Consider the following 24,439-nt stretch of genomic DNA (forward strand, 5'->3'; position numbering starts at 1 on the left):
TTCCGGAGTCATTGTGCGAGCAGCTGAAGGAGCGTTTGAGACGATCTTCTCGTGCACTTCGCGATTGACAAGGTCAACAAGGTGCAAGGGGTTCAAAGCTGTGGTTTCCGGCCCCTTATCCCACCGCCAAGCAGCACATAGCGCAGGTATTGCGGAATGCCAGTCAGTTGTGCAGCAAGCCAGGCTACGGAGGAATCGTCGTGGATGTCGAACGCCTTGAGCCGGAAGGGATCGCTTGTCGGGCCGTTCCAGCCGATGTCGCACGTGCGTGCTGTCCGATATCCCGCCGCTTTCGCGCCCTCGATCTCGCGTTGGCCATAGTCGCCATTCGGATAGGAGAAGTGTTCGCATGGCCGTCCTGACAAAGTTTCGACTTCGAATTTTGAGCCCATGAGTTCGTCAGCGCACTCGACGTCATCGCAGCGCGTTAGGATGGGATGAAAACGGGTGTGGGACTGGAAATCGACATATGGGCGCATCGCTTCTATCTGCTCGACGCTAAGTCCCGTGATATGCGTGTCGGTCGCCGTGGCGTCCTCACGGAAGCCCCGGGCGCGCAGTTCTTTGAGACGCTCTCGGTTTGCCATGCGTTTGAGCCGCTCTATACCTGCCGTTTGCGCGCCCGGATGCATCCACCAATGTGTACGTGGTTGCGCGACGATGCTACTACAGAGGTAAATAGTGGGGCGTACGTTGTGTTTGATAAAGATAGGTAGCAATCTGGCATTGTTGGCATGGCCGTCGTCGAGCGTGATGACCGCGCGAGGCCGGCCGCGCCCCGGTGAATAGATTTCCGCCAAAGAAACGATGTCACTGAATTTTTTCAGATACTGGAGATGCGCGTCGAGCGCGGCGGGTTCTGGCGCATGGTAGAGCAGGACGGCAACCCGATCTTTCCAGAGTAGGGCACGTGTCCCCCTCGCAAGGCCGGTGAACAATACGAACCAGGTGAAGGCTGAACGCAGCAAGATTTTTGAGTTCATCTGAACCTCAGTTTTTTGAGTCGATTGATTCACTCGTGCAGTGATTGCCAGATCAAAATGCGTGCGTGCTCTGTGGCATGGAATAGAACAGGAGTGAGTTGCCGGGCGTTGCTCTCAGCGGACAGATACTGGTAAGGAATGCTGGGTGAAACTTATGCTATCAGGCCTTCTTGGGCGGTGGGTATTTTTTCAGAAGTTGTCGGAAAAGCACAGGACTCTGCGACCAGATGCACCGTTCAGCGTTCTTCGCAGAGGACCCGATGAAGCAACTCGAGTCGGAGGGAGGTATGAAAAATAAAGACATCCTGTATTCCGGTTTTAGCTGGGAGCATCACGATGGTGAGGCGGGGTATCACCACGTAGTCATGTCGAAAAGCGACTACGTCGACGGCGGGGCATTATGGGGCAGTGAAGGGAGTGTGCGGTCGCTCAAGCGACGAATCAATTTCGTGTTGACCGATATGCTGACGATCGTTCGAGCCGTCCCTTATCGGGCGGTGCTTCTCTTTTACCCCGAGCAAACCAGTTACCTGTCGCCAATGATCTTGAGGCTGATGGGAAAGAAGGTCGTTTATGTCATTCACCTGGGCGAAGATTACTGGTTGCAAGACGACGGCTCATTGATTCGGAACCTCAAGCGTTTCAACTTGCGGTTTGTCAGCAAGTTCATTACTTTGACCGTTCAGCAGAGTCTGCTGTTCGAGGAACGTTTTCCCGGGCGCGTTGTAAAGATACCTCATGGCGCGTGGTGCAGGAAAAGGGAGCGCGCGGGAGCCGAGGATCTGCCACACGGAGACAGAACTCACATTATCGTCGTGGGCGACACTTATCGCGACTACGCATTGCTAACGCGCATCGTCCAGTTTTTCGCTCAGCACTTCCCGTTTGCACATTTCGACCTTGTCGGTATGAAGTCCGAGAAGCTAGGAGAGATTCAGGATTACCCAAACGTCACCTGTTTCGGGTGGTTAGACAATGTGCAATATGAAAGGACTATCCGCAACGCGCTTTTCATGTTGTTGCCGCTGGAGTTCGCCACCGCCAATAACGCGCTGCTGGAAGGTCTAAAGTCAGGCGTTCCAGTTATCTGCAGCGCTGTATCAGGAGTGCGGGAATATCTTCCGCAGGGCGACTATGTATTCAGTTCTGTCGGAGAACTGGCGAGCAAATTCGAGCAAAGGCGCCGGCTCACGCAATCGGAGCGGGACTGTGAAGCTGAGATGCTGGTTGCGTATGCGGCGGAACATTATTCATGGGAGGTCATTCGTGACCGTGTCGCCAACTACTGCCTGTCCTGACAAAAAAAGGGAGGAACTAGTCATGAAGAGAGTTTCAGAAGGGCCGCTATTTCATGCATTTTTCCTGGGATTTTATAAAGACAATGTGAGACACGGGCTATCGGAGTTCATATCGCTGATGCGCCGGGTCACTCCGGACTTCGAACTGTATTTTATTGACAATGGACGCAACGGGCCGGACTCGCTGCCCGGCGCGGTGCGCTATATCGAAGGGGATAATTCACGCTGGGAATTTTCAGGCTGGGACGCCGGGATGCATCACGCGGGGGGAGGCGACGATCGCGACGTCTATATCTTTTGCAACGATACCTTTTGCTTCAACCGCGACTGGTCTGCTGCGGAGTCTGCGCGATTTGTGAAAGCATTCCGCAAACTGGCACGCATTGACGGACCCGCTCTGTCGGGTGAATTCAATTCTTTCGACAAGAGATTCACGCTGAATGGGGTGCAGCTTAGCGGCTGGGTCAGCACTTACTTATTTGGTATGTCAGGGACACTTCTCAAGACGATGGGTTCGCGACTGACAGTGCCGGATGACGTATTGAATCAGCTTTTCCTGACGATACAAGACCAAAAGATAGTCTGGGGAGAGGATATCGATCCCATCCTGTCGGCGCATATTTCGCGCTGGATGTTTCCTAAGGATGCCGGAGCCGGCTGGTACAAGTCGAGCGGCGCATCAGACGAGTTAAAGATCAATAAGGTACGGGCGATACTTAACGAGAAATATTTGACGGCTTGCTGTATTCGGCTCGGCGGAAAACTCGTTCGGACAAATCCGGGCATTGTGCAACGCGCCTTCAGAAAAGCGAAAAGCGCAATCTGCATGTAGAGAAGGACAGATCCTATGCAGGACTGGTCCACGGAACGCACCCGACGCCGTTCATAGAATTAGCCGCGTGGCCGTTACTCAAAGGAGAGGATCATGCGCACAGTTCAGGTAAACAAGAGACATTCCGAAACGCTCGTACTGGCCGTGTCTCTGGAGCTGGCTGTGGCGAAGTGGAAGGTTGCGTTACCAGATGGTCGCGTGCACACGGTAGCGGAGCCGCAAGCCGCATCCCGTTTGCAGACGTGAGTCGCGCAAGTGCCTGCTTGACGCGCGCATTTTGCCATGCAATATTCAACGCACCGCGCGGTCTCCTCTCAGGCCACCGCCGGTACGGGGAACACAGTAAAGTTTCCTTTGTGATCGAGGCATGCGGTTCCCTCGCCTCCATCCACCCTGACAACGGCGTCAGATTCCCTTCAGGTAGTGTCCTTTCACTTCGCGGCTGCAAGCTCGCGTTGCGGTGACGTGTTTTCGCGCGCATCGCGCCTGAAACGATCCTCAATTTTCCAGTCGCGTCGACTGTTCAGTCGGCCGCCACCTGCGCGGCCGGCTCGCGATCGACGTTGAACCGACGTTCCCTATCGGACTTGAACATGACACATGACGTTTCAACGATACAGCCTGGCACGAATCACAAAGCCGACATCGATCTGTCGACGCTCACCGTGCAATCGGTGCAGGAAGGCTTCGCGGCTGGGCGTTTTACCGCGGAGTCGCTTGCGCGAGCCTGCTTCGAACAGATCGAGACTTATAACGCGAAATACAACGCGATCATTTTCCTGAACGAGGCCGCTCTCGACGATGCACGCGAGATCGACCGGCGACGCGCCGCTGGCGAGGTGCTGGGGCCTCTCGCGGGCGTGCCGGTCGTCATCAAGGATCCGATGGACATGGTCGGCTTTCCGACCACGGCGGGCTGGTCGCAGCTCTACAGCAAAACGGGCGGCGTCGACCTGATGCCAGCCACCGACGCACCCGTCGTGGCCCGCATGCGCGCGGCCGGAGCGATCATGCTCGGCAAGACCAACGTGCCTGTTCTAAGCCATTCCGGCACGCATGCAAACGACAGTTGGGCCGGTCCCACGTTGAACGTCGTGATTCCTGACCGCGTGCCGGGCGCGAGCAGCGCGGGCACGGCGGCGGCCGTCGCAGCGGCAATGGCGGTATTGGGGCTCGCCGAGGAAACGGGTGGCTCGATCCAGAACCCGGCGTCATCGCAGGACCTGGCGGGGATCAAGCCGACCATCGGACTCGTCCCCAACGCGGGCGTGGTGCCTCTGTCCGGCAATCGCGACGTGGTCGGCCCGATCGCGCGCACGGTGCGCGACGCGGCGCTGTGCCTCGACGTGCTGGCCGGTTATTCGTCCGAAGACCCCAAGACCCTGGCATCGGTCGGACATCAGCCGGAAGGGGGCTATACGGCCGCGCTAAGTGTCGATTCGTTGAAGGGCAAGCGCATCGGTCTGTATGGCGCGGGTTGGCGCACGCAGCCGTTGTCGGAAGAAGCGGCGCAACTGTACGAACGCGCGAAGCGGGAACTGGAAGCGGCGGGCGCGATCCTCGTCGACGATCCGTTCGCGGGATCGGACTTCGCGGCCTTGCGCGAGCCGACCTTGCCGCTGCCCAATTTCGACGCGCGCGGTCTCGAGTCGATTCCTTACGACGTGCATCAATATCTGCAACGACTGGGTCCGGATGCTGCGCTGAAGACCTTCGACGACTTCGCTAAAGCCACTGCATCGCAAAACGCGTTTGGTCCGGGAGGCGTGTTGAATTTCATGCACACGTTGCCGGAATTCGTCGCTGCACTCGCCAATCCGACGGCGCCGCCGGATATCTCCGGCTTCATCGCATTGAAGGCGAGTTATCTGCGCATTTTCAACGCGGTGATGGACGGCCAGCAGATTGATGCACTCGCGTTTCCGCAAATGCGCTGCGAACTGCCGCCGCTTCACGGCAAGGAGACGATCCAGGAAACCACGGTGGGTGAAATCAACATCGCGGGTTTGCCGGGTGTCACGGTGCCGGCCGGGTACTACGCATCGGGCTCGCCGTTCGGCATCATTTTCGTCGGGCGTCAGTGGGACGAGGCCGCATTGATCGCGATGGCCTACGCGTACGAGCAGGCGACGCAACATCGCAAGGCGCCTGCGCTGACGTCGGTGTGAAGGGCGAATTGGGTCCCGACATACACGGCGTAATTTTGATTCGATTGACGATGCGAGCGTCGTAATGCTATAAAAATAGCGCGATGCCGCTTCTCGATGAGGCCGCATCACCCAGTTACGGCGTGTCGTTCAGCGCCAAGGGCAACGAAGCCCCGTCCCGCACTCAGGTGTGGGACGGGGCTTTTTTTTCGCCGTCTCGCGGGCATACAAGGCTTCAATCCGTCAGGATTTTTTGATGAGCAACTCGGTATGGAAGGTCGGCGTTCTGTTCTCGGAGACGGGTGTGACCGCTGCCGTAGAGAAAACGCAGCGTGCGGCGACGCTGCTCGCAATCGACGAAATCAACCGTCGCGGCGGTGTTCATGGGCGTCAGATTCAGGCCATTGCGTACGATCCGCGGGCCAGGCCCACGCTGTTTCGCGACTACGCGCGCCGGTTGTGCGACGAGGACGGTGTCAGGATTATCTTCGGCTGCAAGATGTCTAGCGCACGCAAGGCGGTGCTGCCTGTGGTCGAGGCGCGCGAGGCGCTTCTGTTTTATCCGACCCTGTACGAAGGCTTCGAATACTCGCAGCACTGCATTTATACGGGCGCCGCGCCCAATCAGAATTCAGTGCAACTGGTGAACTATCTCGCCACGCACTACGGAAAGCGGGTGTATCTGATCGGCTCGAATTACGTGTTTCCTTATGAGTCGAATCGCGTGGTGGGTGAGTTGTTCAGGCTGGCTGGCGGCTGCGTTGCAGGAGAACGATATCTGCCGCTAGAAGTCGAACAGGCCGATATTGAAGGCGCACTGGCCGCGATCGAAGCCGCGCAACCGGACGTGATCTATTCGAGTCTGGTCGGCGATGGAACGGCTTTTTTCTACGACGCATATCGCCGCCATGGCTTCGATCCGGCCACGATGCCAATAGGCAGTCTCTCGACTAACGAAGCCGAAATTGCCCAGATGCAGCCAGGTTCGGCCGAAGGGCATATCGTTGCCGCGCCTTATTTCAGCACCTTGTCTACCGAACGCAATGTGGACTTTCTTGCCGCGATGGCCCGTGCGGGAGGTGTCGGCATGCCGGTAACGAGTAACGCGGAAGCGGCCTATTTTCAGGTGCATCTATTCGCGAAGGCGCTCGAACTGTCGCACAGCGACCGCATCGAGCCGCTGCTTGACGCGCTCTACAGCATCGATTTCGACGCGCCTCAGGGCACGGTCCGCGTCGAGCGGGAAAACAACCACACCTATCTATGGCCGAAGGTCGGACGTGTCAACGCACGCGGCACGATCGACGTCGTATTCGACCCGGGCCGCTGCGTAAGGCCCGACCCTTTCATGATCGATTTACAGCCACAGGCGGCGCTGCTGAATGCGTCCGTCGTGGTGCACTGAGAGAGGCGTCATGTCGGCATTTCTGCGCGATCTACGAGGTCTGAATGTGCTTACCGTGAATCCGGAGGATTCCGAGGGGCAGTTCCTGATCACTCATTTGCGGCGAATCGGCTGTCGCGTCAATAGCGTCTGGCCGATTCCCGATACGCTGCCGCCCGCTGTGGACGTCGTATTCCTGTCGATTCACGACGAAGCGCTCCCGGCGGTGCGCAAGCTGCTGCAATCGGTCAAGGACGCGGGACCCACCATGATCGCCATCGTCAATTATGAAAACCCGGCCATTCTGCAGATCGTGCTGGAATCGCGGTTCTTCGCGGTGATCGAGCGTCCGTTGCGTGCGTTCGGATTGCTCGCCAATCTGGCGATAGCGCGCACGCTGTGGAAGCAGTATCAGCAGACCTTGAAAGACAGTCATCGGTACAAGCGCCGCGCGTTGGGGGATCAGGCGGTTGCGCGCGCGAAGGTCATTCTGATGGCGTCCGGACTGGATGAGTCACAAGCACACAACGAGATCAGGACGCGAGCGCAGGCCGCACGAATGCCGATCGAAGCGTTTGCGGAATCTATTGTGAGCGGCAATGCGGTGTCGTCGGAGAAAGCGGGAGCAATGCGGTAACAATGCGGTAACAACCGCGCGACGCCCTGGCCGAATCAGTGCCCGGCGCCGCGCGGTTTCAAAGCTTCAGCAGACTGCTCGCCTTGATGATCGAGTTCGCGACCTGTTCGATGGGCGTGCGCTCGGCCATCGATTTTGCGCGCAGCAGTTCATACGCCTTCTCTTCGGAGATCGCGTTGGTCTCGCTCAGAATCGCTGTAGCGCGCTGGATATGGCGCCGCTCGCTGGTTTTTTCGTCGGTCCGTTTGAGGCGCCGCTCCATCTGCTGACGGCTGCGATGCTGGAATGTAGTCACTGCAATCGCGGTCAGCACGCCGAACGAGCGCACGGGCGACGGAATCACGCAATGCGCCTGCAACAACATCACAGCTTCGATGATGATCGGGTTTTCGTAGGTCACAACCGGTATTACGGGAGGCGCGCCTTTGCGTTCGCGCCACGTCAGTTCGACCGCAAGTGACTCGGGACGCACGGCGAGAAACACCAGGTCTATGTCGTCGGGCAAGTCGTCGGCACGCGGCCAGAAGGTCTGGATGCTGCAGCCGATGCGGTTCAGTTGTGCGAGCAACTCTTCGCGGTCTTCGTCGTCGGGATGAATGACGGCGACTTTGAGCGACCTGATGTCGCGAAGAATCTCCGGCGTGCGGGCGGTGTAAGGGGCCTTCATTCGCTGGCCTCTTCAGTCTTCGCTTGCGTGGTGTCGGCTTCGTCGAGGCTATACGAAATGACGAAGGGGTCGGCGCGAACCCAGTTGGGCGCTTCATGGATGATGTCGAACTGACCGTGCCGGTTGAGCCTGCCGATGCGCGGGCGCAGATACGTATGATGGTTCTGTTCGTCGATGCGCACGCGACCTTGTGGCGCGTCGAGTTCCATGCCGGGCAGCGTGTGAAGCAGCGCGTCGGGATCGGCGTTGCCGGTGCGTCGCATGGCGTCCGCCAGCAGATGCATCTGGAAATAGGCCGCTTCCCAGCACATATCGGTCACGACCTCGTCGCCGAACCGGCGCTTGAAGCGCGTGATCACATCCCGGTTGACCGCGGTGTCGACCGACTGGAAATACGGGGCCGACGTGATATGTCCTTCGCCGAGGTCGGCCCCCATCGCAGTGAATTCGGTCTCTGTCGTGGACAATGTTGCAATCGGGCATTTGCACGGATCGAGGCCGGCTTCGGCGTAGGCGCGATAGAGATGCGCCATGCCCATGCCGACCACCGTGGAATAAATGAAGTCCGGTTCGGCCGCGACAATCTTCTTCACGACTTCCTGATAGCTCGGGTAGTCGGCGTTCAGCGGCAGGTAGATTTCTTCGAGCTTCTCACCGCCGTTTTCGAAGATCAGGTCGCTCATGACGCGATTGGCCTCGTACGGGTAGATGTAATCCGAGCCGACCATGAACACGCGTTTGCCGTGATGTTTCAACATATAGCCCGCTAGCGGCAGGCTGTTCTGATTCGGCGCCGCACCGGTGTAGATCACGTTGCGGCTGCACTCGAAGCCCTCATACAGCGTGGGGTAGAGCAGCAGCGCGTTGTGCCGTTCGAGGATAGGCAACACGGCCTTGCGTGTACTCGACATATAGCAGCCGACGATCACGCGGGTCTGCGCGCCGGCGATCATTTCGTTCATCAGTTCCGCGTAACGCGCGGGGCGTGACTCGGTATCGCACAGAATCAACTGCAATTCGCGGCCGTCGATGCCGCCCGCTGCGTTGATCTCTTCGGTTGCGAAGATGGTGGCGCGTTGCTGCGACGATTCGATGGGAGCGGTGACACCGCTTGCAGAGAAGAGAACGCCGACCTTGATCGGGTCCCGGTTGGATTGGGTCATGTCGATTGTCTGAACAGAAGAGCCGGAATTACGTTGTGCACATCAGTGCACGCATAGTGCAGTTGCACTGATGTGTAGCGCAATCGCACTGCACGTGTGCAAGGATAAGTGCAAACGTGAATATACGCATAGTGCGCGACGCTAAGAAAATACCGTACATCAGCACGTATCCGGAAGAGTTTTGTTTTTCGCCGTTGCTGGCACAGTCGTTGCATTAAGATAATCGACCACGGGACACAGTCCCCTCGTCATACCGAATACCGCGTTACCGGACAAAGGCGTCCGGTGGTGCACCGGCCGCCAAAGCCCGAAGTCCAGCGTTAGCTGGCTTCGGGCTTTTTTTTGTCTTCAACTTTTGAAAGAGCGCAATGAAAGCAAATCGTCGCACGTTTATCAAGAATGCTCTGGCCGCTGCCGCCGCAACGGCGCTGCCCGCAGCCGCTACGTTTGGAAGCCGTTCGGCGATGGCCGCCGAACCGATCAAGGTCGGGATTCTGCACTCGCTGACTGGCACGCTCGCGATTGCAGAAGCGCATATCGTCGATGCCGAAAAGATGGCGATCGACGAACTCAATGCGAGCGGCGGCGTGCTCGGCCGTCCTTTGCAACCGATCGTCGAAGACGGCGCGAGCGACTGGCCGACCTTTGCCGAGAAAGCCCAGAAGCTGCTCGAGAGCGACAAGGTTTCGGTGATTTTCGGCTGCCATACATCGGCGTCGCGCAAGGCCGTATTGCCGGTGATGGAGCGCTATAACGGGCTGCTTTACTACCCTTGTTATTACGAGGGGCTGGAGATGTCGAAGAACATCATGTACACCGGACAGGAGGCGACACAGTCGGTGATTCCAGCGATCAACTGGCTCGCGAAGAACAAGGGCAAGAAGTTCTTCCTGATCGGTTCCGACTACGTGTGGCCGCGCACGATCAACCGTATCGCGCACCCGGTGGTCGCGAAGGCAGGCGGCACGGTGGTCGGTGAAGATTATTTCCCACTGGGCGCAGTCGAGTTCTCGTCGGTGATCAACAAGATCAAGGCAGCGAAACCGGATGTGATCCTGTCGACGATTGTCGGCGGCTCGAATGTGGCGCTGTTCAAGCAGTTGAACTCCGCGGGCATCACCGGCAAGAACCAGGCAATCATGGCGCTCGCTGTCAGCGAAGAAGAAGCGTACGGCATCGGCAAGGAGAACCTTGTCGGCGTGATGAGCTGCATGGGTTACTTCCAGAGTATCGACACGCCCGCCAACAAGACCTTTGTTTCCGCATTCAAGAAGCGTTATGGCGCGGACCGCGTGGTCGGCGACACGATGGAAGCGAGCTATACGTCGGTCCATTTATGGAAGCTGGCAGCAGAAAAGGCGGGTGGATTGCAGGTGGAAAAAGTCGTGGCGGCGTCGTCGGGTCTTGAGTGGGATGCGCCGGAAGGGCACGTCAAATTTCACGCGACTAATCATCACCTGTGGAAACACGCACGAATCGGCGCGTTCCGCCCGGATGGCCAGGTCGACATTCTGTACGAGTCGCCATTGCTCGAACCGAATCCGTTTCCGAAGCTTTAAGCGGCTGTCGCGTCTTTGCCACCTGGCGTGGATGCAGCACGTCCACGCCCATTCTCGCGTTTTTGCAAATGACACTCGATACCTTTCTTCCGCAGATTTTCAACGGCCTCTCTCTGTTCACCGTGCTGGCGCTGATGGCGCTGGGTCTGTCGATCGTGTTCGGCCTGATGGGCGTGATCAACATGGCGCACGGCGAGTTGATGGCGCTCGGTGCGTACATGACGTATCTGTCGTCGCAGGTGTTCCAGCGTTTCGCGCCTTCGGTGATGGGCGCGTATTTCATCGTCGGCATAGCGGTGGCGTTCGTTACCACCTTCGCGGTGGGTCTGCTGCTGGAGCGAGTAATGATCCGGCATCTGTACAAACGGCCGCTCGACACGATGCTCGCGACATGGGGTCTTTCGCTCGTGATGCAGCAGCTATTCCGGCAAATTTTCGGACCGGTGGACGTCAGCGTGCCGACGGTGAGCTGGCTGCAGGGCGCATGGAATGCGACGGCCAATACGGCCATTCCGCTGAGCCGACTGTTCATCATCGGACTGACCGCGGTGGTTGCGATTGCCGTCTATCTATTCCTGTTTCGCAGCCGATGGGGCTTGCGTATTCGCTGCGTGATGCAAAACCGTCCGATGGCGGGCGCGGCGGGCATCAACGTCGCGCGGGTGGATGCTGTGACATTTGCACTCGGTTGCGGACTCGCGGGGATCGCCGGTAGTGCGTTGACCTTGCTCGCATCGACGGGACCCGTGACAGGGCAGCAATACATTGTCGACACGTTCATCGTCGTCGTGTTCGGCGGCGTCGAAAGTTTGCTCGGTACTTTCCTGTCGGCCTTTTCGATTGGACAGATGCAGTCGCTATTCGAGTTGTTCCTGAGTGGCTCGATGGCCAAGGCAGCCATTCTGATGCTGGTGATCGTCGCGCTGTATTTCCGCCCGAATGGTCTGTTCGCTCTAAAGATGAGACGGTGAATTCATGAAAAACGCTTCTTCTGCTTCGCTCCCGCGTGCGTCGTCGCCGTTTGCGGCGACCGGCGCGAACCTGATCGCACTCTCTGGACGTTACAGCTTTGTGCTGCTCGCGGCGCTGCTGCTTGTCGCCATTCCGTTACTGTGCGGTGTATTCCGGCTCGGTCTTTACGCCAAGTATCTGAGCTTCGCTTTCTGTGCGGTAGGGCTGGTGCTGACCTGGGGTTACGGCGGCATTCTGAGCCTTGGGCAAGGCATTTTCTTCGGGCTCGGCAGCTACATGATGGCGATGTACATGAAGCTCGAAGCGAGCGCGGCAGATCCAGCCGCTGCCGTATTCGGCGGCGACGGCCCACCTGTGCCCGACTTCATGACGTGGAACAGCATCACGACATTACCCACCTGGTGGCAGCCGTTCACGCATATCTGGTTTGTGATACCCGCGATCCTGATCCTGCCGGCGCTGGTTGCTTTCGTTCTCGCCTATGCCAATTTCCGCAAGCGTGTGGGTGGCGTGTACTTCTCGATCGTCACGCTGGCGCTCGCGTCGATCATGTCGATTGTGATCATTGGGCAGCAGGGTTACACGGGCGGTATCAACGGCATTACCAATTTGCCGACGTTTATGGGCTATAGCGTTCAGAGCAATACCGCCGTCTACGTGATGTACTACGTTGGCGCAGTGCTGCTGTTACTGGCGGTTCTGGTGAGCGGATTTATCGTGCGCAGCCGGCTCGGCAAGGTACTGGTCGCGATTCGGGATCGTGAAGATCGTATCCGCTTTTCCGGCTACGACCCGGCGCTGTTCAAGGGCTTTATTTTTGCCGTAGCCGCATTGTTCTCGGCGATTGGCGGTGCGCTGTTCACGATGCAGGTGGGATTCGCATCGCCCTCGTTGTGCGGCATCGTGCCGTCGATCGAAATGGTGATTTATGCGGCCGTCGGCGGGCGGCTATCACCGATCGGCGCGGTGTATGGCGCACTCGTGGTGGGCGTCGCGAAGAGCTACCTGTCAGAGCATTTTGTCGGCTTCTGGGTGTACCTGATCGGCGCACTGTTTATCTTCGTGCCGATGTTCCTGCCGAAGGGGCTCGCGGGTCTGCTGCAATCGTCGCCGGAAGAAAAAGGGAGCGCGCAATGAGTCAGATGATTCTTTCGGTAGAAAACCTGACGGTGAGCTTCGACGGTTTCAAAGCGGTCGACGACTTGAACTTCTACGTCGAAACCAACGAACTGCACGTCGTAATCGGACCGAACGGGGCGGGCAAGACTACGCTGCTAGACATGATTTGCGGCAAAACCAAACCGACAGCCGGCACGATCTCGTTCAAGGGGCTCAACCTCGAACGGATGCTTGAATATCAGATCACGAGAGCCGGTGTCGGGCGCAAGTTTCAGAACCCGATGGTCTACGAGGAACTCACCGTTGAAGAGAATCTGGAGATCTCCTATCCGCACAAGCGCGATGTATTCGGCAGTCTGTTTTTCCGGCGCGATGCGCGATTGCGGGATCGTATCGATCAGACAGCAGAGGAGATTTTCCTCGGCGATCAATTGAAGCGTCGCGCGGGGCTGCTGTCGCATGGTCAGAAGCAGTGGCTTGAAATCGGCATGTTGCTGATGCAGGAGCCGGACCTGCTATTGCTGGACGAACCCGTGGCGGGTATGAGCGCGAAAGAGCGCGAGCTGACTGGCGAATTGCTGAAGCGTATTGCGCAAGGGCGCTCGGTGGTGGTGATCGAGCATGACATGGAGTTCGTCAAGGCGATCGCGCATAAGGTGACGGTGCTGCACCAAGGCAAGAAGCTTGTTGAAGGGTCGATGAGCAAGGTGCAAAGCGATCCGCGAGTCATTGAAGTTTATCTGGGGCACTGACCATGCTGAATGTCGAAAATCTGAATGTCTTCTATGGCGAGAGTCATGTGCTGCATGACCTGAGTTTCAATCTCGCGGCAGGAGAGACGCTGGCGGTGATGGGCCGCAATGGGATGGGCAAGACGACCTTGCTGAAGTCGCTGATCGGGATGATTCCATCGCGCAGCGGGCGCATTGAACTCGAAGGAAAGGATCTTGCCGGTGCAAAGAGTTATCAGCGCGTGGCGGCGGGTTTCGGTTACGTTCCGCAGGGGCGCATGATCTTTCCGAATATCAGTGTGGAAGAGAACATTCTGAGCGGAATGGATCACGTTAGAAAACCGGTGATTCCCGAGTACATTTTCGAAGCCTTTCCGGTACTGCGGGAAATGCGCAAGCGGCGCGGCGGTAATCTCTCAGGTGGTCAGCAGCAGCAACTGGCAATTGCCCGGGCGCTGGTGTCCGATCCGAGCGTGCTGATTCTGGATGAACCCACAGAAGGTATCCAGCCGTCGATCATCAAGGAAATCGCGCGGACGTTGAACCGGCTGAAACGCGAGCGTGGTTTTGCGCTGGTTGTGTCGGAGCAGGTACTGTCGTTCACGCTGGATATCGCCGACCGCTTTCTGATCATCGAGAAGGGCCGGTTTGTACATGCCGACCGTCGAGAGGACGTAGACGCGGAGAAGATCATGCGATTTCTGACGGTGTAGATGAGGTAGGGAGAACGCGCGCTGCCACGGCTAACGTCATTTGAGTTCCTGCTGGCAACCACAAAAAGAAAAACGCCCCGTAGGGCGTTTTTTCGAATCTCGTCACAGCAGGAAACCCGAAGGCTCCCGCCGAGAAAGACGCGCTTAGAACTTGTGACGGATACCGACGCGGAATGCGAGCTGGTTGTCCGAACCCGTACCCGACGTGCTGAAGTAGCTCGTGCTCGAACCGATCTGAGCTTGCAGATCCGTGCCCTTGTTGTTACCCGAAGCGAGTTGGTAGATACCCAGTGCGTAGACGTCCGTACGCTTGCTCAGTGCGTAGTCGACGCTCAGGTCGACCTGGTTCCAGTGACCCGTATTCGCGCCGCTCAGGTGCATGTACGTGTAGCCTGCGCCCGTCGTCAGTGCCGGCGTGAACGCGTACTTCGCGCCTGCTTCGTACGCGGAGAACGTCGTCGAACCACCCGTGATCGGCTCGAAGCGCGTGTTCGTGTACAACGCCCACAGCGTAGCAGCAGCGATCGTGTAACGGCCGCCAACACCGAACGTGCGCAGATCGCGGACCGTGCCGGTGGTCACGTTAGCCAGCGCCGTCGAGAACGCCGGCGACGATTGTGCCGGGTACGAGATGTCCGTGTACGCTGCGCCGACGGCGAACGGGCCGTTTGCGTAGTTCAGGCCGAAGCTGTAAGCGCGCGACGAACCAGCGGTCGTCGTCGTGCCCGAGGTCGTCGAATTCGCACCTGCGAATGCGCCAGCCTGATTCGAGAAGCCGTACAACGCGCCGAACGTCAGGCCCGAGAAGTTCGCGCTGCTGAACTTGACCGAGTTGTTGATACGGCTCGACGTCAGTTGGTCCACGTCGTTGATGTGGAAAGCGTAGTTACCCGCAACCGTGTTGCCACCGGTCGAGTAGTTGCCGCCCAGATAGTCGGTCGAGAACGAGTACTGGCGACCGAACGTCAGCGAGCCGACGTTGTTTTGCGACAGACCAACGTATGCCTGACGGCCGAACAGTGCGCCGCCCTGGCCAGCTGCGCCCGTGCCGCTGCTGAAGCCGTTTTCCAACACGAACAGCGCCTTCAGGCCGCCACCCAGGTCTTCCGTGCCACGCAGGCCCCAACGGCTGCCTTGTGCAACGCCGTCGTCGTACTTGAAGAGACGGTCGCTACCACCAGCGGCGTTCTTCGAGTTGTTCACGTAGCTGATACCGGCATCGATAATGCCGTACAGCGAGACGCTGCTTTGTGCGTGTGCTGCGGATGCGAAGATGGCCAGCGTAGCGGCGGTCAGTACTTTCTTGTTCAAGACTTTCTCCAATTAAAAATTAAGCGATCGCGGCGTCGAGCTCTGTGGTCGGATCGAGCGATGGGCGAAATTTAAGGGAACGCAGAGAAACGTATGTGACACCTTCTGTTATTTTTTGAATCTGTGGCATTGACGCGACACTTACATAGCTTTGCAAGCTGAAATCGCGCAAGGCCATCTGCGTATAAGCTTTGTTCGAATCGTGGATATAGCCGGGTGAAAAAAACAAACTGTTTTCCGGTGTTGAAACCGGCAAATGAGGGTGCCCGTCGCGAATGTGTATTTTTGAGAAATCTTCCGGAATGCAGCCGTTATTGCTGAATTTTCTTTGACGAAAACGTTTGCGCACGCCAATTGAATCCGCTCGCGGCGTGCTGCTTCATGGGGAGTCTGACGAAAAGCCGGCGTGTAAACGCAAATCGCCCGCGATGCTAGCGGGCGATTTGCCTAGGTTGCTGAACCGAGGTGGACGGGCTAACTCGCACCCTCACGGAAAGCCCGCTCGATGACGGGTTTCCCGCTTCCAGCCGCAGTATCAATTGCTCAGTAGCGAGCCGCTGCGGAATGCCGTCGCGCCGGCAATGCGCGCGAATTCGAGTCCGGCCGTCGCGAAGCGCGTCAGATGTCGCGCATACAGCACGCCGGCCACCGTGTTCCTGATGGTGACGACGCTATCCGTCAACGGGTCGACGATATCGGCGATTGGCTGATCGGCGTCGATCCAGGTGCCGACTTCGCAGCGGTACACCAGCACGCCGCTGACCGGAGCGACCAGCGGTTCGGTGCCGGCCAGCGGCGTGGCGGCGAATTCGAGCGGGGGCAGCGGGGCAGCCGTGCCTTCGATCACGCCGCGCGAGGTCAGGTATTCGATGATCGCCTGCGCGTCTTTTTCAGCGAGTTCATACGACACTTCGCGCTGGCCGCGCAGTTCGATCGTCACCGAGATCGAGCCGTTCGGGATCGGGAAGCGGTCGCCGTAACGGCCGCGCAGATCCGACCAGCAGAAGCTGTGAATCTCGTCGAACGGATTGCCCACCGAGTTGAGCGCCAGCAGCGACGCCTTGGCGTCCAGATAACAGGCGAGCGGCTCGACTTCCGGCCACAGGTCGGGATTCGTGTACAGGTGCATCGCGGCTTCCCAATCGCAATGCAGATCGAGCACGACATCGGCGTCGTAGGACAGCTTTTGCAGCGCGAGACGCTGCGAGTCGAGTTCGGTGTGCGGCGTTTGCGCGTCGAGCGCCTCGCGCATGGCCGTGCGGATCGCCGCACGGTTTGCGTCGATGTCGCCGGTCAGGCGAGATTCGATCACCGGCTGCACCAGCGCCGACAGATCGTGGAAATTGCGGTTGAAATTCTGCGCGGTGAGGGTTTCGAAGCGCCCCGTCAGGTGGCCGAGAAAGTGCTGGTTCAGGCCGATCGGGTTTGCCACCGGCACGATCACGACTTCGCCGCGTACCTTGCCCGCGGCTTCCAGCGCGGCCAGCTTGCGGCGCAGCTCAAACGACACCAGCATGCCGGGCAACTCGTCGGCATGCAGCGACGACTGGATATAGATCTTCTGGCCGCCGCCGGAACCGTAATGAAAACTCGTCAGGTTGCGGGCGGTGCCGAGCGTCGGGGCAATCAGCGGATGAGTTTGGGTTTGCATGGTTGTCAGATCCGCGGCCAGATGGAGCGTGCCGCGCTATGTCGTTGATTTCAGTGGAAAAGCGAGCGTCTCTGGGGGCCGCCTGGGCGGCGTTTTCAAGTGCCTTGCGGCCGTGTTTTACAGGCTGCGGGCGGCGCAGTCCGGGCCGCCGCGATCGCACGATCTTAGCCGATATGACGCGTTGCGTGGCTTTATGCGGCGGCGCAAACGAAACGGGCCCCGCAAAAGCGGGGCCCGTCGTGCCAGCCGATACGCGCGCCGTCAGACGCGCGTGACGGGCTTAGCCGCCGTACACGTCGAAGTCGAAATACTTCTTCTCGAGCTTCTTGTACGTACCGTCCTTGATGATCTCGGCGATCGCCTTGTCGACCTTCGCCTTCAGATCGGTATCTTCCTTGCGCATGCCGATGCCTGCGCCGTTGCCGAGCGTCTTCGGATCGTCGAGATCCTTGCCCGCAAACGCGAAGCCTGCGCCGCGCGGCGTCTTCAGGAAGCCGATTTCAGCTTGCACCGCGTCTTGCAGCGCCGCGTCCAGACGACCCGACAGCAGGTCGGCATAGACCTGATCCTGGTTCTGATACGGCACGACCTTCACGCCCTTCGGCTCCCAGTACGTTTTCGCGTAGGTTTCCTGGATCGTGCCCTGTTCGACGCCAACCGACTTGCCCTTCAGCGAGTCAGCCGTCGGCAGGATGCCCGAACCCGACTTCGCGACGAGACGCGTCGGCGTGTTGAACAGCTTCGACGAGAACGCGACCTGTTCGGCGCGTTGCGGCGTCATCGACATGGACGACAGCACGCCGTCGAACTTCTTCGCCTTCAGCGCCGGGATCATCCCGTCGAAGTCGTTTTCGACCCACACGCACTTCGCACCCACGCGCTTGCAGATTTCATTGCCGAGGTCGATATCGAAGCCAACGAGCTTGCCGTCCGAGCCCTTCGACTCAAACGGGGGGTAGCTGGCGTCAACGCCAAAACGGATCGTCGACCAATCTTTAGCGTGTGCGCCAATCGAGACGGTGGCAAGCAGAGCAACCGTCAAAGCCGCTAGCAGTTTTTTCACTCTTTAACTCCTCGGTGTAGTTCAAATACTCCCGCGTCCGGTCGTGCCGCTGCGGGACGCCCGGCGTGTCTCACGACCGGGCTTGGGTTATGCCGCAGGCCGGGGAGGCCTGCAGCGCGGGGCAAGCTTATCAGGTCAAAAATATTGGGTAGCTAGTGAAACACCGGATGGCGTGCGAGGATCGCCTCTAGAGTGGTTTTTATGCCGATCGGCCAGCGCGCTCGCGTGGGGTTTTGGCGCTCGTTGCGCTTATTGCGCGCCGAGTGTGGCCGGCGAATTCGCGTGCGCGGCATCGATCGTGCCGCACCACATCGCGCCTTTGTCCATCGTCTGCGTGTCCTGCACGGACATGCCCGCGCAGTAGCTGTGCGAGTCCGGCGTGTCGCGCTGAAGTCGCGCCAGCGCCGCGCGGCTCATTTCCCCCTGAAGCCAGCTGCCGAAGCAGGCTATCGATCCGGCCACGACGGCCACTCCCATCCACTCGGTTTTTCTCAGGCGCATCGTTTGATTTCTTGTCCGGCTCGTCGACGCCCGTCATCGCGCGCGCGAAACGGATCGGGCGAAGCGGCGGCGGGGCAAGCCATCGTTATCGGCAATGGCAGCACGCTTCTTTAGATGCCGTATTAGATGCCGTAGGTCGCGTCCGGTAATCGCGGCGGGATTATCCACGGTGCCATTTGTGACACCTGCGGTTCCTTTCAGATTTGTCAGCCATTAAAGCAACTGATTCCGCTTTCGCGCGCGCCCGGCGTTTAAATCGCGAAGCGGTAAAACTAAAGATTCCGCATAAATTGTCGTTAAAAGTGGATGGACGGATTTGTCGCGCATTGGCGCGTAACAAGCCGTGGATTATTTGCCGATGCCGACCGGATAATCGGCAAAAAATTATTGCTTTGGCGCTATCATCGATGCTCCTTGGGCCAGTGACCCCTTTCAGCGTCGCGGGCATATCAGTATGAAGAAAGTCATCGAGTACTTCATTCGCGCATAAACGCCGCGTGTTTGTGCTCGTTCAAACGGCCTTCGAAATGGTGTCGTACATGTACATGATGTTGATGGCGGATGAAATGCGCTGTTCTAAACAGTCCTTTCAGCGGCAGTTCACGGCCGCTTCCGCTTTCGCATGCGCGCATTTACAGCAGCGCCGTGTATGCACGCGATTCCTGTCGCTTCTGATCTGCGTGGTTTTCTGCATCGGTGCCGGCATGTCGCTGCCGGCGAGGGCGGATGGGAAAGTCTTGCGGGTTCTTGCATGGCCCGGTTATGCCGACGCCGACGTGGTAAAGACGTTCGAAGAGCGCTACCACGCCAGGGTGGAGGTGACGCTGGTCGATTCCGACGAAGCGCTGTGGGCCCAGATGCACGCTAAAGACGAGCCGGGCTTCGACGTGCTCGCGGCCAACACCGCAGAAATCCGCCGTTATACGCAGGCCGGTCTGCTTGCCCCGCTCGATCTGGGCAGCCTGCCGAACACGAAGAACCAGTTGCCGCGCTTCCAGGCGCGTTCGTCGATCGAAGGGCTCACGTCGGACGGTAACGTTTACGCGATCCCGTTCACCTATTCGTCGATGGGCCTGATCTACGATCGCCGGCAGATTGCCGTTGCGCCGCACTCCATGCGCGAATTGTGGAACCCGCAATACCGCGGCAAGGTGCTCGACTTCAACAGCGCGCAGCACAATTTCTCGTTCACGGCGCTGGCGCTCGGTTATCCGCATCCGTTTCAACTCGACGACGCGCAAATCCGCGCGATTGCCCACAAGCTCGTCGATCTGCGCCGCAATCTGTTGACCTATTACACGTTGCCGGAAGAAGCGACCGCGTTCTTCATCCAGCACAAGGTCGCGCTGATGTTCGGCAACTACGGCACGCAGCAGGTCGAACTGCTGCGCCGCGCGGGCGCGGATGTCGGTTATGTGATTCCCGACGAAGGCGTGCTCGCGTGGCTCGATTGCTGGTCGATGACGCGCGCGGCCACCGACCAGCCGCTCGCGCTCGCGTGGATCAATTACATGCTCGATCCGCAGGTGAACGCGTTGCTCACGCAACGGCAAGGCCTCGCCAACACGCTGACCGCGCCGGTCGACAGCAGCGGCAGTGGGCACATCGTGTGGATCGGCCCGGTGGAAAATATCCAGCGGCGTGAGGACCTGTGGGCCCGCATCGTCTCCGGCGATCGCTCGGAGCGTTTCTGATGATCCGGCCAGGCCTGACCTTCAAGCTATCGGTGCTGCTTGCGTGCATCGGCGTGATCGCGTCGGGCGCGACCGGCTACTACGCGTACCGTGCCAATCGCACGATGCTGGTGAACGAAGCCGAACATAGCCTGCTGACCTCGACGGAATTGCTGGGGCAGCGCTTCTCCATCTCGATCGACGACGTCGGTGCGGATGCGCTGGTGCTCGCGACCATGCCGTCGTCGGCGAGTGTTGCCGAGACCGACGACGGCGTCGGAGAAAACACCGGCCGCGAACGGCTCGCGCAGGTGTATGCGAGCTTCATGGTGCATCACCCGGAATATCTGCAGATCAGGTTGATCACCAGGCAGCATTACGGGCTCGAGCTGATCCGTTTCGACCGCGACGCGGACGGCCTCGTGCGGGTGCAAGGCAACGATCTGCAGGAAAAAGGCCAGTTCGCGTACGTGTTCGACACGCTGGCGTTTTCGCCCGGCCGTGTTTATACGTCGCCGATTTCGGTCAATCACGAATACGGCGCGCACGGCGCCGAGGGCAAGCCGACGCTGCGGCTCGGCACGCCGGTGGCCGACGCGAACGGCACGGTGGTGGGCGTGGTCGTGATCGACATCGATCTGGCCGGTATGCTCAAGCGCTTGCAGAGCGATTTGCCGAGCGACTACCAGGTCTATCTCGCCAACGAATGGGGCGACTTCCTGGTTCATCCCGACCCGTCGAAAACCTTCGGCTTCGACCGTGGCCGGCGGGTGCTGATGCAGGACAGTTTCTCCGTGACGAAGCCGCTGTTCGATCAGTCGCAAAGCGAGGTGCTGGTCAATGGGCTGTCGGGGCCGCAGCAGGCGGCCGGTCAGGTTCTCGCGTTCGTGCGCCGGCCGTTTGGCGGTTCCGAGGGCAACCGCTTTATCGTGCTCGGCATCGCGAAGCCGCTGGAAGACGTGTTGTCGGGTGCGCATGTGCTGGGCGAGAGAATTATCCGCATGGTGCTGATTTTCAGCTGCCTCTCGGTGTTGCTGGCGATCGTGGCCGCGCGCGCGGTGACCAAGCCGCTGCATATTCTTGCGCACGCCGCGACCCATCTGTTCGCCGAGCACGCGATGCATACGCTGCCGCTCAAACGCACCGATGAAATCGGCGTGCTGGCGCGCTGTTTCGATCGTCTGCGGCGCGAGATCAAAGGGCAGATGGATGTGCTGCACAACAAGCAGCGAGAACTCGTGCACCTCGCCACGCACGACACGCTCACCGGTTTGCCGAACCGCATGCTGTTCATGCAGAAGCTCGAAAGCGCAATCGAGCAGGCGTCGCGGCGCGAGGAAGGGCTGGCCGTGCTGTTCGTCGACCTGGACCGCTTCAAGCAGATCAACGACCAGTTCGGTCACTCGATCGGCGACAAGGTGTTGTCGGCGGTCGCGCGGCGGCTCAAGCAGGGGCTCTTTACCGACGATGTCGTGGCGCGGCTCGGCGGCGACGAGTTCATCGTGCTGATCGAAGGGCCGCGCGTCGCGCAGGCCGTGCCCAGCATTGCATCGCGCATCATGAACACGTTGAACGAACCGCTGGTGATGGACGGTCACCGCATGACGGTGGGCGCGAGCATCGGCATCAGCCAGTTCCCCGACGACAGCGGCACGGCCGAGGAGCTGCTGCTCAATGCCGACGCAGCGATGTACGCGGCGAAATCCGGTGGACGCTGCGGATATCTGCGCTATCAGGACGTACTCGAAGCGCGTTTGCGCGAACAGATGGAGCTTGCCGCGCGAGCCCACGCCGGCGAGGACGTGACCCAGGGTCGCGAGGCCGAACCGACGGCCTGATGCATCGACCGCGCGCGGGACTCACCAGCTAACCGGCAAGAAAAACGCGTCAGACGATTCGCGCTCCGCTGCGATACGTCGCGCGCGGAACCGGCAGTGAATCGAGCATGGTCACTCGCACGAAGTCGGCGCGCAAACCCGCTTCGATCGCGCCGCGATCATCCAGCCCGGCCGTGCGAGCCGGTTCGGCGGAGACGGTAGCCAGCGCGTGCGGCAGGCTCCAGCCGGCCTTGTCGACCAGCTCGAAGACGGCGGTCATCAAACTCGACGGCACGTAATCGGACGAGAGGATATCGAGCAGGCCGGCTTTCGCCAGTTCGAGCGCCGACACGTTGCCTGCATGCGAGCCGCCGCGCACGATATTCGGCGCGCCCATGATCGTCGAAATGCCGTGCGCGTGCGCGGCCTCGGCGGCAATGCGGGTGGTCGGGAATTCGGCCAGCACCACACCTTCCGCGCGGGCCTGTTCGACGTGCTCGATCAGCGTGTCGTCGTGGCTCGCCACCGGAATGCCAAGCCGCTTGCAGCGCGCGACGATCTCGCTGCGATGCGCGTCGGCGTAACGTTCCTGCTCGATCGACAACTCGGCCAGCGCGTTCTCGACGTGTTCGTCGCTCAGCTTGCCGTGGCGCTCCTGGAAGCGGCGCCATTGTTCGCGGTCGTGCCATTGACGCTGACCGGGCGTGTGGTCCATCACCGAAGCAAGGCGCAGCAGCGGATGCGTGCACAGCGCATCGAACATGTCGACCACGTCGGCGGAGGCGATTTCACAGCGCAGATGCAGGAAGTGTTCGGCACGCAGCAGCTTGCGCGCGGACAGCCGGTTCAGCGAAGCGGCGCATTGCATTTGCAGATCGCGGCCACGCAATCCGGCATTCGCGCGCGAACCGATCGCGAGCGCGTCGAATACGGTGGTGATGCCGGCGGCCGCTACCTGCGCATCGTGGATCACGAATGCGGCGTCGGTATTCCATTGCACGCCGGGGCGCGGCGCGAGATGTTTTTCGAGGTTGTCCGTATGCAGTTCGATCAGACCGGGCAACAGATAATCGCCATCCCAATCTTCCGCTTCGCGCGCGGCAGTCGTGCCGCGTTCTACATCGCGAATCACGCCGTCTTCGACGCGAAGCACGCCGGTGAAAACCTCGTCTCGCGTCACGATGCGGGCGTTCCTGATCAGCATCGAATGGGCTCCGTAGTCAGCCGGGTTTGAGTGCGCCCGCCGGGTTTTATTCTGGAGAATGGCATGGTGTGCCACTCGATTTAATGCGTCATTCTAGTGCCGTTTCAAACTTTCATCGCGACTCGCCCGCACTACAATGCACGTCATCGTGATGAATCGAACGTAGGAATAACCGCACCATGATATCGAACCGCAACGCGCGAACTGCTCTCGTGGAGCACGCCCGATGAGCGACGTGACGTGGAGTGACGGCGCGCGTTTCGCCGTGTATTACGCGCCGTCGCATGAGTCGGCATGGTGGCGTGCCGGTTCGACGTGGCTCGGTCGCGATGCGCAAAGCGGCATGGCATGCGTGCCGCCGCAACCGGCGGGCTTGCAACGTCCGTTGATGGAATTGACCGAAGCGCCGCGTCGATATGGATGGCATGGCACGCTCGTCGCGCCGTTCCGGCTGGCTGATGGCGCGACGCAGCACGACGTGCTGGCCGCGACGCGGGAATGGGCGGCGACGCAACGCCCGTTCGCGTTGCCGGTTGAGGCGGCCACGTTAGGCGAATTCGTCGCGTTGCGCCCGGTGGATCAGTGCGGTGAAGCAAACGTTCGCGCAGTGGCGACTAGCGCGTTGCAAGCGCTCGATGCATTGCGCGCGAAACCGTCGGCGGCCGATCTTGCGCGACGTCTCGCCGCGCCGCTCAGCGAGCGTCAACGTGAATTGCTGATCGAGTGGGGCTATCCGTATGTGTTCGACGAATTCCGTTTTCACATGACGCTTTCCAACTCGCTCGCGGATGCTGGCGAACGCACGGCGCTGGTTGCGTGGTGGCAAGCGCAAACGCCGGCGCTGGGACCGCTGACTGTCGATCATGCCGCGCTGTTCGTCGAACCGTCGCCTGGTGAGCCGTTCGTGTTGTGGCAGCGCGTGCCGTTCCAGAGCGACGCGCCGGGCCACGAAATGAAATAGCGACGCGGGTTTTCAAAGCCCGAAGCGGTTGTTCAGTACCGCGCCACTTCGAA

At 59.6% G+C, this 24,439-nt stretch carries 22 protein-coding genes; 13 read left to right on the forward strand and 9 right to left on the reverse strand.

The genetic code is table 11. The features are described from left to right. Nucleotides 1-92 precede the first annotated feature (92 nt). Nucleotides 93-983 (reverse strand): polysaccharide deacetylase family protein, encoded by an 891-nt coding sequence (locus BLS41_RS19070; RefSeq protein WP_074767629.1) that lies wholly within the window; start codon nt 981-983, stop codon nt 93-95. A 287-nt stretch (nt 984-1,270) separates the two neighbouring features. Between BLS41_RS19070 and BLS41_RS19075 the strand changes: the two genes are divergently transcribed. The 5 genes from BLS41_RS19075 to BLS41_RS19095 all read left to right on the forward strand — a co-directional run bounded on the left by BLS41_RS19075 (nt 1,271) and on the right by BLS41_RS19095 (nt 7,281). Then, nucleotides 1,271-2,281: a glycosyltransferase gene (locus BLS41_RS19075; protein WP_171910270.1), complete on the forward strand. Its 1,011-nt coding sequence runs from the start codon at nt 1,271-1,273 to the stop codon at nt 2,279-2,281. Nucleotides 2,282-2,303: 22 nt separating this feature from the next. Further along, nucleotides 2,304-3,113, forward strand: a complete 810-nt coding sequence (locus BLS41_RS19080) for a hypothetical protein (protein ID WP_074767633.1) — start codon at nt 2,304-2,306, stop codon at nt 3,111-3,113. Between the two features lie 593 nt (nt 3,114-3,706). After that, a complete protein-coding gene (locus BLS41_RS19085; protein ID WP_074767635.1) occupies nt 3,707-5,281 on the forward strand; it encodes an amidase in 1,575 nt (524 codons plus the stop codon). A 235-nt stretch (nt 5,282-5,516) separates the two neighbouring features. Next, nucleotides 5,517-6,665, forward strand: a complete 1,149-nt coding sequence (locus BLS41_RS19090; RefSeq protein WP_074767637.1) for a transporter substrate-binding domain-containing protein — start codon at nt 5,517-5,519, stop codon at nt 6,663-6,665. A gap of 10 nt (nt 6,666-6,675) precedes the next feature. Then, a complete protein-coding gene (locus tag BLS41_RS19095) occupies nt 6,676-7,281 on the forward strand; it encodes an ANTAR domain-containing response regulator (protein ID WP_074767639.1) in 606 nt (201 codons plus the stop codon). Between the two features lie 58 nt (nt 7,282-7,339). Here BLS41_RS19095 and BLS41_RS19100 read toward each other — a convergent pair whose 3' ends face one another. Both BLS41_RS19100 and BLS41_RS19105 read right to left on the reverse strand, forming a co-directional pair. Next, complete coding sequence (locus tag BLS41_RS19100; RefSeq protein ID WP_074767641.1) at nt 7,340-7,948, reverse strand: ANTAR domain-containing response regulator; 609 nt, start codon at nt 7,946-7,948, stop codon at nt 7,340-7,342. After that, complete coding sequence (locus BLS41_RS19105) at nt 7,945-9,111, reverse strand: transporter substrate-binding domain-containing protein (protein ID WP_074767643.1); 1,167 nt, start codon at nt 9,109-9,111, stop codon at nt 7,945-7,947. Before BLS41_RS19105 ends, BLS41_RS19100 begins: the two co-directional genes overlap by 4 nt. Before the next feature lie 368 nt (nt 9,112-9,479). Between BLS41_RS19105 and urtA the strand changes: the two genes are divergently transcribed. From urtA to urtE, 5 genes are all read left to right on the forward strand, one after another. Continuing rightward, complete coding sequence (gene urtA, locus BLS41_RS19110) at nt 9,480-10,670, forward strand: urea ABC transporter substrate-binding protein (RefSeq protein WP_074767645.1); 1,191 nt, start codon at nt 9,480-9,482, stop codon at nt 10,668-10,670. Between the two features lie 68 nt (nt 10,671-10,738). Continuing rightward, nucleotides 10,739-11,641, forward strand: a complete 903-nt coding sequence (urtB, locus tag BLS41_RS19115) for an urea ABC transporter permease subunit UrtB (protein WP_074767647.1) — start codon at nt 10,739-10,741, stop codon at nt 11,639-11,641. Nucleotides 11,642-11,645: 4 nt separating this feature from the next. After that, nucleotides 11,646-12,779 carry an urea ABC transporter permease subunit UrtC gene (gene urtC, locus BLS41_RS19120; RefSeq protein WP_074767649.1) on the forward strand — a complete coding sequence of 378 codons (1,134 nt, stop codon included), beginning with the start codon at nt 11,646-11,648 and terminating at the stop codon, nt 12,777-12,779. Beyond that, nucleotides 12,776-13,513, forward strand: a complete 738-nt coding sequence (gene urtD / locus BLS41_RS19125; RefSeq protein WP_074767651.1) for an urea ABC transporter ATP-binding protein UrtD — start codon at nt 12,776-12,778, stop codon at nt 13,511-13,513. Before urtC ends, urtD begins: the two co-directional genes overlap by 4 nt. Nucleotides 13,514-13,515: 2 nt before the next feature. Continuing rightward, entirely contained in the window at nt 13,516-14,205 is a 690-nt protein-coding gene (gene urtE, locus BLS41_RS19130) for an urea ABC transporter ATP-binding subunit UrtE (RefSeq protein WP_074767653.1), read from the forward strand. A 144-nt stretch (nt 14,206-14,349) separates the two neighbouring features. On the opposite strand, the gene BLS41_RS19135 is transcribed toward urtE, so the two are convergent. The 5 genes from BLS41_RS19135 to BLS41_RS19150 all read right to left on the reverse strand — a co-directional run bounded on the left by BLS41_RS19135 (nt 14,350) and on the right by BLS41_RS19150 (nt 18,731). Further along, nucleotides 14,350-15,516, reverse strand: coding sequence for a porin (locus BLS41_RS19135; RefSeq protein WP_074767655.1), 1,167 nt, complete (start codon nt 15,514-15,516; stop codon nt 14,350-14,352). 19 nt (nt 15,517-15,535) lie between these two features. Next, complete coding sequence (locus BLS41_RS38490; protein WP_143026319.1) at nt 15,536-15,865, reverse strand: hypothetical protein; 330 nt, start codon at nt 15,863-15,865, stop codon at nt 15,536-15,538. 186 nt (nt 15,866-16,051) lie between these two features. Continuing rightward, nucleotides 16,052-17,167 carry a succinylglutamate desuccinylase/aspartoacylase family protein gene (locus BLS41_RS19140; protein ID WP_074767657.1) on the reverse strand — a complete coding sequence of 372 codons (1,116 nt, stop codon included), beginning with the start codon at nt 17,165-17,167 and terminating at the stop codon, nt 16,052-16,054. Nucleotides 17,168-17,447: 280 nt separating this feature from the next. Next, nucleotides 17,448-18,230, reverse strand: a complete 783-nt coding sequence (locus BLS41_RS19145; protein WP_074767659.1) for an ABC transporter substrate-binding protein — start codon at nt 18,228-18,230, stop codon at nt 17,448-17,450. Nucleotides 18,231-18,479: 249 nt separating this feature from the next. After that, the gene (locus tag BLS41_RS19150; RefSeq protein ID WP_074767661.1) at nt 18,480-18,731 is read right to left on the reverse strand and encodes a hypothetical protein; all 252 of its coding nucleotides are present in this window, start codon (nt 18,729-18,731) and stop codon (nt 18,480-18,482) included. A gap of 704 nt (nt 18,732-19,435) precedes the next feature. Here BLS41_RS19150 and BLS41_RS19155 point away from each other — a divergent pair. Both BLS41_RS19155 and BLS41_RS19160 read left to right on the forward strand, forming a co-directional pair. Further along, nucleotides 19,436-20,425 (forward strand): extracellular solute-binding protein, encoded by a 990-nt coding sequence (locus tag BLS41_RS19155; RefSeq protein WP_253189712.1) that lies wholly within the window; start codon nt 19,436-19,438, stop codon nt 20,423-20,425. Then, nucleotides 20,425-22,242 carry a diguanylate cyclase domain-containing protein gene (locus tag BLS41_RS19160; RefSeq protein ID WP_074767663.1) on the forward strand — a complete coding sequence of 606 codons (1,818 nt, stop codon included), beginning with the start codon at nt 20,425-20,427 and terminating at the stop codon, nt 22,240-22,242. The genes BLS41_RS19155 and BLS41_RS19160 overlap by 1 nt, the downstream gene beginning before the upstream one ends. A 49-nt stretch (nt 22,243-22,291) precedes the next feature. Here BLS41_RS19160 and BLS41_RS19165 read toward each other — a convergent pair whose 3' ends face one another. Further along, complete coding sequence (locus BLS41_RS19165) at nt 22,292-23,425, reverse strand: alpha-D-ribose 1-methylphosphonate 5-triphosphate diphosphatase (protein WP_074767665.1); 1,134 nt, start codon at nt 23,423-23,425, stop codon at nt 22,292-22,294. 226 nt (nt 23,426-23,651) lie between these two features. Here BLS41_RS19165 and BLS41_RS19170 point away from each other — a divergent pair, with 226 nt between their 5' ends. Beyond that, the gene (locus BLS41_RS19170) at nt 23,652-24,386 is read left to right on the forward strand and encodes a DUF1045 domain-containing protein (RefSeq protein WP_074767667.1); all 735 of its coding nucleotides are present in this window, start codon (nt 23,652-23,654) and stop codon (nt 24,384-24,386) included. The last annotated feature ends 53 nt before the right edge of the window (nt 24,387-24,439 follow it).

It is taken from the genome of Paraburkholderia fungorum (assembly GCF_900099835.1).
GTDB lineage: Bacteria > Pseudomonadota > Gammaproteobacteria > Burkholderiales > Burkholderiaceae > Paraburkholderia > Paraburkholderia fungorum_A.

Bases quoted from the DNA above. Each gene is read 5' to 3' on its own strand.
- BLS41_RS19070 (WP_074767629.1), bottom strand. From the start codon at position 983: ATGAACTCAAAAATCTTGCTGCGTTCAGCCTTCACCTGGTTCGTATTG.
- BLS41_RS19075 (WP_171910270.1), top strand. From the start codon at position 1,271: ATGAAAAATAAAGACATCCTGTATTCCGGTTTTAGCTGGGAGCATCAC.
- BLS41_RS19080 (WP_074767633.1), top strand. From the start codon at position 2,304: ATGAAGAGAGTTTCAGAAGGGCCGCTATTTCATGCATTTTTCCTGGGA.
- BLS41_RS19085 (WP_074767635.1), top strand. From the start codon at position 3,707: ATGACACATGACGTTTCAACGATACAGCCTGGCACGAATCACAAAGCC.
- BLS41_RS19090 (WP_074767637.1), top strand. From the start codon at position 5,517: ATGAGCAACTCGGTATGGAAGGTCGGCGTTCTGTTCTCGGAGACGGGT.
- BLS41_RS19095 (WP_074767639.1), top strand. From the start codon at position 6,676: ATGTCGGCATTTCTGCGCGATCTACGAGGTCTGAATGTGCTTACCGTG.
- BLS41_RS19100 (WP_074767641.1), bottom strand. From the start codon at position 7,948: ATGAAGGCCCCTTACACCGCCCGCACGCCGGAGATTCTTCGCGACATC.
- BLS41_RS19105 (WP_074767643.1), bottom strand. From the start codon at position 9,111: ATGACCCAATCCAACCGGGACCCGATCAAGGTCGGCGTTCTCTTCTCT.
- urtA (WP_074767645.1), top strand. From the start codon at position 9,480: ATGAAAGCAAATCGTCGCACGTTTATCAAGAATGCTCTGGCCGCTGCC.
- urtB (WP_074767647.1), top strand. From the start codon at position 10,739: ATGACACTCGATACCTTTCTTCCGCAGATTTTCAACGGCCTCTCTCTG.
- urtC (WP_074767649.1), top strand. From the start codon at position 11,646: ATGAAAAACGCTTCTTCTGCTTCGCTCCCGCGTGCGTCGTCGCCGTTT.
- urtD (WP_074767651.1), top strand. From the start codon at position 12,776: ATGAGTCAGATGATTCTTTCGGTAGAAAACCTGACGGTGAGCTTCGAC.
- urtE (WP_074767653.1), top strand. From the start codon at position 13,516: ATGCTGAATGTCGAAAATCTGAATGTCTTCTATGGCGAGAGTCATGTG.
- BLS41_RS19140 (WP_074767657.1), bottom strand. From the start codon at position 17,167: ATGCAAACCCAAACTCATCCGCTGATTGCCCCGACGCTCGGCACCGCC.
- BLS41_RS19150 (WP_074767661.1), bottom strand. From the start codon at position 18,731: ATGCGCCTGAGAAAAACCGAGTGGATGGGAGTGGCCGTCGTGGCCGGA.
- BLS41_RS19155 (WP_253189712.1), top strand. From the start codon at position 19,436: ATGTCGCTGCCGGCGAGGGCGGATGGGAAAGTCTTGCGGGTTCTTGCA.
- BLS41_RS19160 (WP_074767663.1), top strand. From the start codon at position 20,425: ATGATCCGGCCAGGCCTGACCTTCAAGCTATCGGTGCTGCTTGCGTGC.
- BLS41_RS19165 (WP_074767665.1), bottom strand. From the start codon at position 23,425: ATGCTGATCAGGAACGCCCGCATCGTGACGCGAGACGAGGTTTTCACC.
- BLS41_RS19170 (WP_074767667.1), top strand. From the start codon at position 23,652: ATGAGCGACGTGACGTGGAGTGACGGCGCGCGTTTCGCCGTGTATTAC.